Raw genomic sequence first — 14,394 nt, forward strand, 5'->3', positions numbered from 1 at the left:
ATGACTCTGACCCCCGAGATACGCTGGATCGACACCCCCGAGGCACTCGATGACGCCTGCGCCGAAGTGGCCGATGCCGAGGTCATCGCCCTGGACACCGAGTTCTTCCGCGAAAAGACCTTCCATCCGGTACCGGCGCTGATCCAGTTCTCTGCGGGGGGGGCCGCCCACTTGGTCGACCCGCTCGCCGTCGACTGCACCGAATCGTTCCGCGACCTGCTCGCCGAGGGGCCACTCAAGCTGCTGCACGCCTCCAGCGAAGATCTCGAGGTTCTGGCGCACTGGGCCGGCATCAGCGTGGCGCCGCTGGTGGATACTCAGGTGGCCCAGGCATTGCTGGGCGAAGATCCGGCCATGGGCTACCAGCGGCTTGTCGAGCATTGGACCGGGATGAATCTGCCCAAGGACGAGACTCGCTCCGATTGGCTGGCCCGCCCGCTTTCCGACTCGCAGCGTTTGTACGCGGCTCTGGACGTCAGCTTTCTGCTGCAAGTATGGGAGGGTCAACGCGCCGCACTGGAGCGACAGGAGCGTCTTGCCTGGCTCCTGGAGGACTGCCGAGAGCTGGTCGCCCAGGCGCTGCGCAGCAACGCGGCGGACGGCCAGTGGTACCGTCGTCACCGCCAGCTGTGGCGCTTGCCGCCGCGGGGCATCGAGGCCTACCGTCTGTTGACCACCTGGCGAGAAGGCGAGGCGCGGCGTCGCAATCTGCCGAGAGGCTGGCTGGTCAACGACCGGGTGCTCTATGGCGTGGCCGAACGCCTGCCCGAGAATCGGCACCAGCTCGCCGAGGTGGATGACATCAAACCGGGCCTGATCAAGCGCGACGGCGATACCCTGCTGGCTCTGGTCCGGGAAGCTCGGCAGCGCGATGCCGAGTCGCTGCCGGCGGCGCTGCCTTCGCCCATGACGCCGGCTTTCAAGCAGCGTCTCAAGGCGCTCAAGCGGGTGGTCAACGGCGCGGCCGAGCGGCTTGGCCTCGCCCCGGAAGTGTTGCTGCGCCGTCGCGATCTCGAGGCACTGGTGGTGGCCGACCTGACGGGTCAGGCCTTGCCGCAGCCCGGAGGATGGCGCGGTGAGCTGCTCGCCGACGACTTGGCACGAGCCCTCGACGAGGTTAACGACCGATGACCGATGACAAGCTACTGTGCGAGATATTCAAGAGCGCCCGCAAGGACGATATGTACCTCTACGTGGACAAGCAGCGCGGACTCCTCGACGTGCCGGAGGTGCTGCTCGAACGCTTCGGCAAGCCGGTTTCCGTCATGACCCTGATTCTGACGGCGGAGAAGCGGCTGGCGCGCGCCCAGGCAGCGGACGTCATGGCGGCGATCCGCGACAAGGGCTACTACTTGCAGATGCCCCCGGCCAAGGAGGAGTATCTTCTCGACCTGTATCGTACGCCGACCCAAGCGAAATATTGAGGGAAAGCCGCGAGCTATGAATCGCGGGCCGCGAGATACGAGCCGCGGGCAGGGAGTTGCTAGATGCCAGTGCCGGCGCATCATGCTGGCGAATCCCGAATCCCGAATCCCGAATCCCGAATCCCGTAGCCCAAACCGATGGCCCTGGAGAATCATGAGAGAACGCTTCTGGGAGCGCTTTCCCCTGGAGGAGCTCACCACAGAAGAGTGGGAGGCGCTGTGCGACGGCTGTGGTCAGTGTTGCCTGCTCAAGTTCCAGGACGACGACACCGGAGAACTGGCCGTTCTTGGCGTGGCGTGCGAACTCCTGGATATTGCCAGCTGCCGCTGCAGCGACTACGAGAACCGCTTTTCGCGGGTGCCGGACTGTACCCGTCTGACACCCGAGCGCATTGCCGAATTCCACTGGCTACCCCACTCATGCGCGTATCGGCGGCTCGCCGAAGGGCGCAAGCTGGCGCGCTGGCACCCCCTGCTGTGCGGCGATTCCGAGCGAGTGCATCGCAAGGGCATCAGCGTACGCAGCTTTGCCATCTCTCAGCATGACGTGCCTGAGGCTGAGCTCGAAGAGCACATCATTGCCATTCTACCTATCGACGACTGACGTTTTTCATCCTGCGAATCATCCTCTCGTCCCATGGCGCCTTGCGTCGTTCGTGCAATGCTTGATGCAGAACTGTAACGGATTGTTGTGAATTCGTTGCAGTGTCGATGGCTGACGAGCGCGAACGCGTAGAAGGGGGAGAGCATGAACGGTTGGCATAAGCTGGCATTGGCGGTGGCCATCGGTGCCTTGGCATCGTCGGTGGCCTGGGGGCAGTCGACCACGCAGGCGTCCGCTTGGCGGTCCGATCCGCTCAGCGAGGGCGAGTTGGCGCAGATCTACGACGATTTGATGAACAACGGAGCGGTGTTGAATCGGGCCGAGGTGAGCTTGCTGCTCGAGTGGCTGGCTACCCGTGAGGATCTCGAGCAGTTGCTGCTACGCAATCCACCGGCGGCTGGCGGTGCAGGGGGTACGGAGGCGGGTACCGGTGGCGGCGGTGGCGATGGCGGCGGCCTGGTGGCCGTGGTCGATGATTCGCCGGGTGGCGGTGACAACGGCGGTGGCGATAACGGCGGTGGCGACAACGGCGGTGGCGACAACGGCGGCGGCGACAACGGCGGCGGCGATAACGGCGGCGGTGACAACGGCGGCGGCGATAACGGCGGCGGCGATAACGGCGGCGGTGACAACGGCGGCGGTGACAACGGCGGCGGTGACAACGGCGGTGGTGACAACGGCGGCGGCGATAACGGCGGCGGCGACAACGGCGGCGGTGGTAACGGTGACGGAGGCGCTGGTTCTGGCGGCGGTGGCGGTGGTTCCGGCGGTGGGGGCACTGGCGGTGGTGCCGGCGGAGGCTCCGGCGGTGGCTCCGCTGGCGGTAGCGGATCGGGTGGCGGTACCGGCGGCAGCGGAGGTAGCGGCGGCTCGGCTGGCGGCAGCGGTTCGGGTTCTGGCGGCGGTGCCGGTGGGGGCACTGGCGGTGGTGCCGGCGGCGGCAACTGAGCGCTGGTTCGCCGTGAGACGACGAACGCCCCTGACCGGGGCGTTCGTGCGTATGGGGCGATCAGCCCTCGCGCTCTACCAGGCCGAGCGCCCAGAGCAGAAAGGCGTCCTGTCGCGCGTTATCGTGCCACGCCTTGAAGCGTCCTGAAGCGCCACCGTGGCCGGCGGTCATGTCCGTTCTGAGCAATACCGGGCCACGCGCGCTGCCCAGTTCGGTGAGTCGGGCATAGAGCTTGGCGGGTTCCCAGTACGGCACTCGCGTGTCGTGCCAGCTGCTTTGCAGAAAGACGCTGGGCCAGGGCTGGGCGGTCAGGTTGTCCAGCGGCGAGTAGGCCTTGATTCGTCGCCGGGCATCGGGTTCGTGGGGGTTGCCCCACTCGGTGTATTCGGCGGTGGTCAGCGGCAGGTCGGGATTCTCCATGGTGCGCAGCACGTCGACGAAGGGCACATCGAGTACGGCTGCGCAGAAGGCGGTGGGTGCGAGATTGAGGCTCGCCCCCACCAGCAGGCCGCCGGCACTGGCACCGTAGGCGGCGATGCGATCGCCGTCGCTGATGCCGGAAGTGACCAGCGCATCGCGTGCTGCCAGGAAGTCGCGGAAGCTGTTTTCCTTGTGTTCGAGCTTGCCGGCCAGGTACCACGGTTCGCCACGGTCGCCGCCGCCGCGGACGTGGGCCACGGCAAAGGCCACGCCGCGAGCCAGGAGTTCCAGGCGTGCCACCGAGAACCAAGGATCGAGCACTTCGCCATAGGCGCCGTAGCCGTAGAGCAGGGTGGGCAGCGGGTGACCGACCCGATCGGCACGCATGACCACCGAAACGGGAATTCGCTCGCCGTCGTGGGCGGTGGCCCAGAGCCGCTCGCAGGCGAGCTGCTCGGGCTTCAGGTCGCCGTGTACAGGCTGGCGCTTGAGCAGGCGGCGTTCGCCGCTGTCGAGATCGTGTTCGAACCAGCTGACCGGCATGACGAAGGACTCCTCGCGAAGCCATAACCGTCGGCTGGTGAAGTACGGCATGTCACCCAACGCCAGGCTGCAGGGCGTTTCGGGCAACGGCAGGGTCTCATCGCGAGTGACGGCATGATCGTCATCGAGTTCGAGCACGCGCAGTTCGACCTGGGCCTCATGATGATCGCGCTCGGTGATCACCAGGCCCCAGGCGAAAGCATCCACGCCTTCCAGCGTCACGCTGTCGCGATGGCCGATCAGCGGTTGCCAGGAAGCCGTCTGCAGCGCGGATTCCTTCACCCAGTCGAGCCGGAAGTGCGTCGCCTGGCGGTTGTGCAACACGTAGAAGCGCCCCGGGCGGTGGTCCAGCGAGTACTCCACGCCAGCTTCGCGCGGCCGGAAGCAGCGCGGCGGTGCTGCCGGATCCCGGGCCGGAATCAGGTGGCATTCGCTGGTGTCCTTGGATGCGCTCTCCAGCACCAGCCATTCCCGTGAGCGCGTCTTGCCAAGGCCCAGCCAGAACTCCGGGTCGGCTTCGTGGAGCACCTGCGAGGGCCGTGCGGCCTCGCCGTCGTTCAGTGGCAGCCGCCAGATGCTTTCGGGCCGCTGCGTGGCGTCATAGCGAGTGAACAACAGCGTGGCGTCGTCCTCGGCCCAGACCAGTTCCGGGCCGATCTCCTCGAGCAGGACGCGAGGCGTGCCATCGGGCAGCGCCTTCAGATAGAGCGTGAAGGTCTCGTCGCCGCGGGTGTCTTCCGTCCAGGCGAGCCAGCGCTCGTCGGGCGACAACGCCATGTCGCCGACCTCGAAGAAGTCATGGGCGGCCGCTCGGGCCTGGAGGTCCAGGAAGCGTTCGGCCGCCTGGGGGGCGTCATTGGGATGACGCCACCACACCGGGTAGTCGGCGTCGGCGGCCGTTTCGCTCCAGTAGGTATGATGGTCGAGAGGGGTACGCAGGCTGGTTACGGCCAGTTCTCGGCGTGCCAGGTGGCCGTGATAGAGGCGTTCCACCAGGCCGTCCAGGGGCGCGAACCAGTCTGAGGACTCCTGGTTGGCGGCTTTCAGAAACGCGGCAACGTCCGGATCGTCTCGGTTCTCCAGCCAGTGCCAGGCGGGATCGTCGGGGCGGTGGAAGCGGGAGACGGGAGCGTTGGCACTCGAGTGCGGCGGCGGCTGTGCTTTCATGGTGTCAGGTGTACCATACTGAGATCGAGTATTAGCAAGTTCCATACTGCACGGCAACGCAGGATCGGGCGAGCCGTGAGGTACCGAAGCGGAGGAAGTGGTGTCGATGCTGACGTCGAATTCGATGACCCTACTATGGCTGACCTATCTGGGTTTGTCGCTGGTCGTGCTGTTGACCGGCTATCTGGGCTTGGCCTTCGTGCCGCGCGTGCTGCGCTTGCCGATCACTTGGGCGGTGGCCGGCGTGCTGTGGATTCCCACGCGATTTCGTCTCCCGCTGCTCGAGGAGGGAGAGTTCTATACCGGGATGGCGCCGGCGGTGGTAGTGGCCAGCGTGGCGTTTCTGGAGAGCAACGCTGACGCGCTGTTGTCCTCCGGTCTGCTGGTCGGTGCCGGCGCCGGCCTGGGGGTGGCGCTGGGTCTGCTGCAGTGGTGGGCGCGGCGGCGTTCCGATGAGGCGCCAGCGGAGTCGGCGTCGCGTCCCAGACGGGATGGCAGCGGGACCGCTTCGGCGGGACAGGGACGTCGTGAGCCGATGATCGGCTAGGGAGCCACCCATGGGCAGGGCATCGTTAAGCATGAGCCAGTGGCTGGTCGGACTGCTCGGCTTGATGCTGATGTGTGCGGCCCTGCCGTCGGCCGCCCAGGAGGCGCCGCCGCAGGTGCGTGTGATCATCGACGTGTCGGGGAGCATGCGCGACAACGACCCTGACCAGTTGGCGGCCGATGCGCTCGAGCTGCTGGTCACGCTGTTGCCCGGTGGTACGCGAGCCGGGGTCTGGACCTTCGGCGAAGGAGTGTCGAATCCCCTGCCGTTGGGCACGGTCGACGCCGGCTGGCGCGAGCAGGCCATGGCTCTGGCTCCCCGACTGGAGGGGCGAGATCCTTTTACCGATATCGAGGCCGCCGTGCGGGAAACGGCAGCCGACGAAGCGCCTGGCGAACGGCACCTGGTACTGCTAACCGACGGCATGATCGATCTGCCTCCCTGGCGGGGCGACAAGCCGGCGATCGACGAGGACTCGCGGCGTGAACTGTTGAACGAGCTGGCGCCGGGCCTGGCGCGTTCGGATGTGACGGTGCATGCCATCGCCTTTTCCGACGAAGCGGACCTCTCGCTGGTGGAACGCCTCTCCCAGCAGACCGGTGGCTTGTCGGCGCCAGTGGAAACGCCCGAAGCCCTGATGGGGGCTTTCCTCGATATCGTCGATCGCATCTTCCCCAGCGATCGTGCACCGTTGCGCAACGGCGGCTTCGTGATCGAGCCGGGGCTCGAAGGCTTCAACGCTCTGCTGTTTCGCGACTCGTCGGATCCGCCGGCGGTGCTGATCGGGCCCGATGGCCGGCGCTATACCGCCGAGGATCCTCCCGAAAGTGCCCGCTGGCGTCATGAGGAGCGTTACGACCTGATCCAGGTGCCGGATCCAGAACCTGGCCAATGGCGTCTCGAAGGCGAGGTGGACCGCGAGAGCCGTGTCACCCTGGTATCGCCGCTGACGCTTGAAATGGCCCCGTTGCCGGGCACGCTCTACCTTGGCTTCGGCGTACCCGTGGAAGCCTGGCTGTCTCGCCACGGCGAGGCCCTGCCAAAGAAGCAGTGGCCGGCGCATCTGAGCATGAGCGCTGAACTGCGAGACGATGAGGGAAGCATCCAGGCTGCCACTCAACTCGACTCGAGTGGCAAGCGGTTCGTCGGCGAGTTGCCGGCGCCGGCGCTGACCGGCACCGCCCAACTGGCCGTGCGTGCCGACGGTCAGGGGTTTCGTCGCCAGCGTGTTCAGGCCGTGAACGTGCTGCCTGCTGTGACCGCGGAGCATGACGTCGAGGGCGGCAGGGTTCTCTTGCGTGCCGAGCATCCGGGGCTGAACCGCGACAATACACAGCTGCACGCCGAGCTTCAGGGGCAGCGGCTGGAAGCCGAAGCGCTGGACGCCCAGCGCTGGGCGATCAACCTGCCGGTGCTCGACGAGAGTCTCACCCAGCCGCTGATGTTGCGAGGCCGGGTCACGCTCGAGGAGCGCACCCGCGAGCTGCGCCTGCCGCGACTGCTGCTGTTTCCCGATGGCGACACCGGAGTGGATGTCGCCGAGGTTCGGCCGAGCCTGGCGGTGGAACGTTTCCACGAAGTGCCCGAGCCGGGCTCTCCCTCCTCGGCGGAGGCCGCTCCCGACGGGGTGGAGCGCCTCATCGCGCTGCTCGATCGGCTACCGCAGTTGGCTCAGGGGCAGTGGGAGACATGGCAACCCGTGCTGATGCGCTGGCTGGAGGCACATCGGCGCGATCCCCGGCTGTGGGCGGGCGTGTTGGGGCTGATCATCGTGGTCTTGGTGATGCGGGCGTGGCGTCAGCGCCGTCGGCGCCATCGGCGGGATGCCGCCCGATACCGGGAGGAGCCGCATGTGTGAGCTTTTGGCCATGAGCGCCAACGTGCCCACCGACATCTGCTTCAGTTTCACCGGATTTTTGCATCGCGGTGGCGGCACCGGCCCGCATCGTGACGGCTGGGGAATCGCTTTCTACGAGGCGGGTGGCTATCGCGACTTTCGCGATCCTCATCCGTCGGTGCGTTCGCCCATCGCGAGGTTGATCTGCGACTATCCGATCAAGTCGCATATCGCCATCAGTCATATCCGTCAGGCCAACGTTGGCGGGGTACGGTTGGCCAACACCCACCCCTTCACCCGCGAGATGTGGGGACGAACCTGGTGCTACGCCCACAACGGACAACTGGCCGGCTGGGAGGCGCTGCCCCTCGGCGTCTATCGACCGGTGGGCGACACCGACAGCGAGCACGCTTTCTGCTGGCTGCTGGACCAGCTGCGCCAGCGCTTTCCGGAGCGGCCAAGCAACGACGATGCCAGGCAGCAGCTATGGCGGTGGCTGCATCGGCTGTGCGAACGGCTACGCGGTTTCGGGGTCTTCAATCTGCTGCTGGCCGATGGCGATTATCTCTACACCTTCTGCTCCACCAAGCTGGTCCACATTACCCGGCGGGCACCGTTCGGCAAGGCGGCGCTCTCCGATGCCGAACTGACGGTCAATTTCGCCGAGCACACCACGCCGAATGACATCGTATCGGTGGTGGCGACCGAACCGCTGACTTGCAACGAGTCGTGGCTTGCCATGCGTCCCGGCGAGCTGCTGGTATGGCGGTTGGGTGAGATCGTCGCCCGCTACGACGAAGAAGGGCACGGTTAAACGAAGGTTTCAATCGATCGTTTTACAGTCTGGTGTCGCCTGGTATATCGTGTGGCCAGCTTGACCAGACCCTCACAAGAAGAACAGTCGATTCTCGACGGCCGTGTCGGATCGACGATGCTCGGAGAGACGCCATGAGTGAGCACGCCACCGCCCCGATCCTTGCCGGGCCCGATATCGAAGGCATGGATGAGTACCGTTCGGTGATGGAGGTCTTCCATGCCGCGGTCGAGCGCTACGCCGACAATCCTGCCTTCAGTTGCATGGGCCGTACGCTCAGCTTCGCCGACCTCGATCGCTTGTCCGGCGACTTCGCGGCCTGGTTGCAGACCGAAACCGATCTCGAGCCGGGAGATCGCATCGCCATTCAACTGCCCAACCTGCTGCAGTTTCCGGTGGCCGTGTTCGGCGCCATGCGCGCCGGTCTGGTGGTGGTGAATACCAACCCGCTCTACACCGAGCGGGAGATGGGGCACCAGTTCAAGGATTCCGGTGCCAAGGCGATCGTCATTCTGGCCAACATGGCCGACAAGCTCGAGCGCATTCTCGATCGCACCGAGATTCGCCACGTGGTGGTCACCGAGCTGGCCGATCTGCACGAATTCCCCAAGCGGCAGTTGATCAATGCCGTGGTCAAGTACGTCAAGAAGATGGTGCCGTCGTATCGGCTGCCCGGTGCGGTGACCTTGCGCCAGGCACTGCGGGCGGGGGCCGGGCGGAGCCACCGCGAAGTGCCTCGCGAGCCGGACGACATCGCCGCGCTGCAGTACACCGGGGGCACCACCGGTCTGGCCAAGGGCACCATGCTCACCCATCGAAACCTGGTGGCCAACATGCTCCAGGCGCGCCAGGCGATCGGGCCCGGCCTCGACGAAGGGCGCGAGCTGGTGGTGGCGCCGCTGCCCGTCTACCACATCTATACCTTCACCGTTAACTGCCTGTTCCTGATGGAGACGGGCAACCACTCGGTGCTGATCACCAATCCCCGCGATCTGGACGGTTTCGTCAAGGAGCTCAAGGGGATGTCGTTCACCGGTTTCATCGGTCTCAATACCCTGTTCAATGCCCTGTGCAACCGCGAAGACTTCCGACAGCTCGACTTCTCGCGCCTGCATCTGACCATCTCGGGCGGCATGGCGCTGACGCGTGCCGTCGCCGAGCGCTGGGAAGAGGTCACTGGCTGTCCGGTCGCCGAGGGGTATGGCCTCACCGAAACCTCGCCGATCGTCAGTTTCAACCCCATCGATGCCATCCAGCTCGGTACCATCGGCCGGCCAGTGGCCGGTACCCAGGTCAAGGTGGTGGATGTCGACGGCAACGACTTGCCCTTCGGCGAACCGGGCGAGCTGTGCGTGAAGGGGCCCCAGGTGATGAAGGGTTACTGGAACCGCGAGGACGAGACGGCCCAGGTGCTCAGCGAGGATGGATGGTTTCGTACCGGCGATATCGCCGTGCTGCAGGACGACGGTTACATCCGCATCGTCGATCGCAAGAAGGACATGATTCTGGTGTCGGGTTTCAACGTCTATCCCAACGAGATCGAGGACGTGGTCGCCACCCACCCCGGCGTGGTGGAGTCCGCCGCGGTGGGCGTGCCCGACGAAGCAAGTGGCGAGGCCATCAAGCTGTTCGTGGTCGCCAAGGATGACAGCCTCGATGAAAAGGCGCTGCGCGAGTGGTGCAAGAAGGAATTGACCGCCTACAAGGTGCCCAAAACGGTCGAGTTTCGCGACGAGCTGCCCAAGACCAATGTGGGAAAAGTGCTGCGCCGCCAGCTGCGTGACGACGAAGTGGGCCGTGCCGACGGCTGACGACGTCGATAGCCGACCGTCACTCGACCGATAGGCGAAGGCTATCGTGGAAATTGGCCGCCGGTGCGCTACCGGCGTTACAATGATCCGCCCGCTCCGGTCATGCCGGGGCGGGCGGCTCGTTTCAGCGTCAGAGGATGCCGTGACCACCGCAACCCATCCCCGCTCCGCTTCCGTGTCAACGGATACCCAGGAACTCGAACGCCTGCGCCAGGCGCTCGATGGCGTCCTGCTGCGCGACCGCCCCACGCTGGAGAAGCGTCTGGCGGGCCTCGGCCGACGCTTGAAAGAGGGCAAGCCGGTGGATCGCGGCCTGCCCCGGGTGGCCGTGGCTATCGAGACGTCCCGGGCGCAGGTGCTGCGTCGCAGCGAACGTCCGGTAACGCTGAATTACCCGCCCGACCTGCCGGTGGCCGAGCGCCGCGAGGACATCCTCGCCGCCCTGCGGGATCATCAGGTGGTGGTGGTGGCCGGCGAGACCGGCTCCGGCAAGACGACCCAGCTGCCCAAGCTGTGTCTCGAGCTGGGGTTGGGTCGCCGCGGTCTGGTGGGGCATACCCAGCCCCGGCGTCTGGCGGCGCGTTCGGTGGCCGCTCGTCTCGCCGAAGAGCTGCAGACGCCGCTGGGCGAGCAGGTGGGCTACCAGGTGCGTTTCACCGACCAGAGCGGCGACGACACCCTGGTCAAATTGATGACCGATGGCATTCTGCTGTCCGAGACCCGCCACGATCCGGACCTGCGCCGCTATGAGGCGATCATCATCGACGAGGCTCACGAACGCAGTCTCAACATCGATTTTCTGCTCGGCTACCTCAAGCGGCTACTGCCGCGACGTCCCGACCTCAAGGTGATCATCACCTCGGCGACCATCGATGTGGAGCGCTTCGCCGCGCATTTCGCGCTGCCCGGCGGACAGGGCGAGCCGGTTCCTGCGCCGGTGGTGGAGGTGTCGGGCCGCACCCATCCGGTGGAGGTGCGCTATCGTCCGCTGGTTCGCGAGGCCGACGACGAAGCCGACCGCACCCTTCAGGAAGGCATCCTGCATGCCGTGGAGGAGATCGAGCAGATCGAGCGCGACAAGCGCTGGTTTCACGGACCACGCGACATTCTGGTGTTTCTGCCCGGCGAGCGCGAAATCCGCGAGACGGCCGATACCCTGCGCCGTGCCGACCTCAAGGGTACCGAGATCCTGCCGCTCTACGCGCGGCTCTCCAACGCCGAGCAGAACCGGGTCTTCGCCCCGCACAGAGGGCGGCGCATCGTGCTTTCCACCAACGTGGCCGAAACGTCCTTGACCGTACCGGGCATTCGCTACGTGATCGATCCGGGGCTGGTGCGCATCAGCCGCTACAGCTACCGCGCCAAGATCCAGCGCCTGCCGGTGGAACCGATCAGCCAGGCCAGCGCCAACCAGCGCAAGGGGCGCTGTGGCCGCGTGGCCGAAGGGGTGTGCATTCGCCTCTACGACGAGGAAGACTTCCTCGCCCGCCCCGAATTCACCGACCCCGAGATTCGCCGCACCAACCTGGCCTCGGTGATCCTGTCCATGCTGTCGCTCAAGCTCGGCGACATCGAGGATTTTCCCTTCGTCGATCCGCCCGATTCGCGCTTCGTCACCGATGGCTTCAAGCTGCTCTTCGAGCTGGGAGCGGTCGACGCCAGTCAACGGCTCACCGACATGGGGCGCAAGTTGGCGCGACTACCCATCGACCCGCGGCTGGCGCGCATGGTGCTGGCCGGTGCCGAGCAGGGCGGGTTGCGCGAGGTACTGATCGTGGTAGCCGGCCTGGCGGTGCAGGATCCCCGCGACCGCCCGGCGGACAAACGCGAGGCCGCCGACCAGGCCCACCGCCGCTGGCAGGATCCGGAGTCCGACTTCGTGGCACTGCTCAACCTGTGGCAAGGCTTCGAGGCGGCCCGCGAGACGCTCTCCGGCAACCAGCTGCGGCGCTGGTGCAAGGAGCGCTACGTCAATTACTTGCGCATGCGCGAATGGCACGACACCTTCCGCCAGCTGCGCCAACTGCTGCGCGACATGGCCATCGAAGTGCCGCCGCCGGCACCGCTCCCGGACGATGACGAGGCCCGTACCCAGGCTCGGCGCCAGAATGCCGTGGCATTGCACCGCGCGCTGCTCCCCGGCCTGCTCTCGCACCTCGGCCTGCTCACCGAGAATCGTGAGTACCTGGGGGCACGCAACCGCAAGTTCGTCATCCATCCTGGCTCGGGGCTGGCCAAGAAGTCGCCCAAGTGGCTGATGGCTTTCGAGCTGGTCGAGACCAGCCGCCTGTTCGGGCGAACCGTGGCCAGGATCGATCCGCAGTGGATCGAGCCCGTGGCTGAGCATCTCGTCAAGCGTAGCTACGCTGAACCCCACTGGGAGATGAAGCGCGCCCAGGTGGTGGCCAAGGAACAGGTGACCCTGTTCGGCCTGCCCGTCGTCAGCGGCCGCAAGGTGCACTATGGGCCCATCGCCCCGGTGGAGGCCCGGGAGCTGTTCATTCGACGCGCCCTGGTAGAGGGCGAGTTTCGCACCAAGGGCGAATTCTTTACCCACAACCGTGCCCTGGTGGCGGAGGTCGAAGAACTCGAGGACCGGGCCCGCAAGCGTGACATCCTGGTCGACGAAGACACCCTCTTCGCCTTCTACGACGCACGGATTCCCGAGTCGGTGCATAATGGCAAGGGTTTCGAGGCATGGCGCAAGAAGGCCGAAGCCGCCGACCCCGATATCCTCAAGTTCGACCGTGCGGCGCTGCAGGCACGGGAGGCCGAGGAAGTCACCGCTGTCGACTACCCCGATGACCTGGTATTGAACGGCGTGCGCTATCCGCTCGATTATCGCTTCGAGCCCAGCGCACCCGACGACGGCGTCACCCTCACCGTGCCGGCGGCCATGCTGTCGCAGCTGCCCACGGCACGCCTGGAATGGTTGGTGCCTGGCCTGCGGCGCGAGAAGTGCATCGCCCTGATGAAGTCGCTGCCCAAATCGGTGCGCCGCCAGGTGGTGCCGATTCCCGACTGGGTGGATGCAGCCCTCGAGGCGCTCACCCCGGATGACGTGCCGCTCACCGAGGCGCTGGGCGAATTCCTGCGGCGCAAGACCGGCGTGCGCTTGCATCCCGACGACTGGCGTCTGGACCAGCTCGAACCGCACCTGGTGATGAACGTGCGCGTGGTGGACCACGAGGGCCGCACGCTGGGGGAGGGCCGCGACGTGCGCGAGCTGGAACGTCGCTTCGAGCAGGCGGCGGGGCAGGGCGCACGGGCGCTGGCTGAGGAGTCGCGCCTTGCCGCGCCGGTGGAGGCACTGCCCGAGTCGCCACTGCCCGAGTCGCGGGTCACTTCCCAGGCCGGCATCCGCGTGGAAGCCTATCCCGCTCTGGTGCCCGAGGGAGAGCGCTTTCGCGTCGAGCTCTTCGATCATCCCGACAAGGCACGTGCCGCACATCGCCGGGGCATCGTGAAGCTGGCCCGGCAGCGCCTGCCCGGGATAGCGCGCGAGATCGAGCGGATCGAGGGGCTCGAGACCTGTGCGCTGTTGTTCGCCAAGGTGGGCAGCAAGCGACAGCTCGTCGACGATGTGGTGAATGCGGTGTTCCAGCAGGTGGTGGCGGTCGACCCGCTACCGCGCTCGGAGGCCGAGCTGGAGGCCCGCCTGGTTGAGACGCAGGACGAGCTCGTGCCACGCGCGGGGGAGCTGGTGGCCATCCTGAAGCGCGCTCTGGAAGGCCACCTTGCGGTGGCCAAGGCGTTGAAGGGCAATCTGAACCTGGCCCTGGCGCTGGTATACAGTGATCTAAAGGCCCAGATGGCCAGGCTGGTTCATCCCGGCTTCGTCAGCGAGGCCAGCACCTGGCTGGCCGAGTACCCGCGCTACATGGAAGCGGCGCTGATTCGTTTGGAGAAGGCCCCGCGGGAGAGAATGCGCGACCAGATGCACATGCAGGAGGTCCAGGCCTTCGAAGAGCGCCTGGCCGCACGACGCGAGAATCAGCGGCGCGGCGGGCACGAAGAGCCGGCGCTGGTCGAATTTCGCTGGTGGATCGAGGAGCTGCGCGTGTCGCTCTTCGCACAGCAGCTGGGCACGGCGTTTCCCGTTTCCGCCAAGCGCCTCGAAAAGCGCTGGGCGGAGCTGATCGGCCACGGCGGCTGAACGAACGGTGCGCCGCGTGAACGGAACACGAGCATCGCAAGGACGATGCCAAGTCGCGGGTCCGGCCCCTGACCGAGACGGCCGGCGAACGTCGCCGGTTTTCGGTCCGGGCCAGGAGCCAG

10 protein-coding genes are annotated in these 14,394 nt (G+C 66.3%); 9 read left to right on the plus strand and 1 reads right to left on the minus strand.

From position 1 onward, the window contains the following. The 4 genes from rnd to BLP96_RS20040 all read left to right on the plus strand — a co-directional run bounded on the left by rnd (position 1) and on the right by BLP96_RS20040 (position 2,976). Complete coding sequence (gene rnd / locus BLP96_RS01035; protein WP_089682189.1) at positions 1–1,131, plus strand: ribonuclease D; 1,131 nt, start codon at positions 1–3, stop codon at positions 1,129–1,131. After that, positions 1,128–1,424 (plus strand): YcgL domain-containing protein, encoded by a 297-nt coding sequence (locus BLP96_RS01040; RefSeq protein ID WP_089682191.1) that lies wholly within the window; start codon positions 1,128–1,130, stop codon positions 1,422–1,424. Before rnd ends, BLP96_RS01040 begins: the two co-directional genes overlap by 4 nt. Positions 1,425–1,578: 154 nt before the next feature. Further along, the gene (locus tag BLP96_RS01045; protein ID WP_089682193.1) at positions 1,579–2,028 is read left to right on the plus strand and encodes a YcgN family cysteine cluster protein; all 450 of its coding nucleotides are present in this window, start codon (positions 1,579–1,581) and stop codon (positions 2,026–2,028) included. A 144-nt stretch (positions 2,029–2,172) separates the two neighbouring features. Then, positions 2,173–2,976: a hypothetical protein gene (locus BLP96_RS20040; protein WP_176761423.1), complete on the plus strand. Its 804-nt coding sequence runs from the start codon at positions 2,173–2,175 to the stop codon at positions 2,974–2,976. A gap of 61 nt (positions 2,977–3,037) precedes the next feature. Here the strand turns inward: BLP96_RS20040 and BLP96_RS01055 are convergent, their stop codons facing one another. After that, positions 3,038–5,107, minus strand: coding sequence for a S9 family peptidase (locus tag BLP96_RS01055; protein ID WP_089682195.1), 2,070 nt, complete (start codon positions 5,105–5,107; stop codon positions 3,038–3,040). Positions 5,108–5,213: 106 nt separating this feature from the next. Here BLP96_RS01055 and BLP96_RS01060 point away from each other — a divergent pair, with 106 nt between their 5' ends. The 5 genes from BLP96_RS01060 (at position 5,214) to hrpA (ending at position 14,272) form a co-directional block, all read left to right on the plus strand. Continuing rightward, positions 5,214–5,654, plus strand: a complete 441-nt coding sequence (locus tag BLP96_RS01060) for a hypothetical protein (protein WP_089682197.1) — start codon at positions 5,214–5,216, stop codon at positions 5,652–5,654. Positions 5,655–5,685: 31 nt separating this feature from the next. Next, positions 5,686–7,512 (plus strand): VWA domain-containing protein, encoded by a 1,827-nt coding sequence (locus tag BLP96_RS01065; RefSeq protein WP_176761424.1) that lies wholly within the window; start codon positions 5,686–5,688, stop codon positions 7,510–7,512. After that, a complete protein-coding gene (locus BLP96_RS01070) occupies positions 7,505–8,305 on the plus strand; it encodes a class II glutamine amidotransferase (RefSeq protein WP_089682201.1) in 801 nt (266 codons plus the stop codon). Before BLP96_RS01065 ends, BLP96_RS01070 begins: the two co-directional genes overlap by 8 nt. Positions 8,306–8,439: 134 nt before the next feature. Next, positions 8,440–10,116, plus strand: a complete 1,677-nt coding sequence (locus BLP96_RS01075) for an AMP-binding protein (protein ID WP_089682203.1) — start codon at positions 8,440–8,442, stop codon at positions 10,114–10,116. A gap of 82 nt (positions 10,117–10,198) precedes the next feature. Next, positions 10,199–14,272 carry an ATP-dependent RNA helicase HrpA gene (gene hrpA, locus BLP96_RS01080; RefSeq protein WP_089682205.1) on the plus strand — a complete coding sequence of 1,358 codons (4,074 nt, stop codon included), beginning with the start codon at positions 10,199–10,201 and terminating at the stop codon, positions 14,270–14,272. Positions 14,273–14,394: the final 122 nt, after the last annotated feature.

Source organism: Billgrantia gudaonensis (assembly GCF_900100195.1).
Lineage (GTDB): Bacteria > Pseudomonadota > Gammaproteobacteria > Pseudomonadales > Halomonadaceae > Halomonas > Halomonas gudaonensis.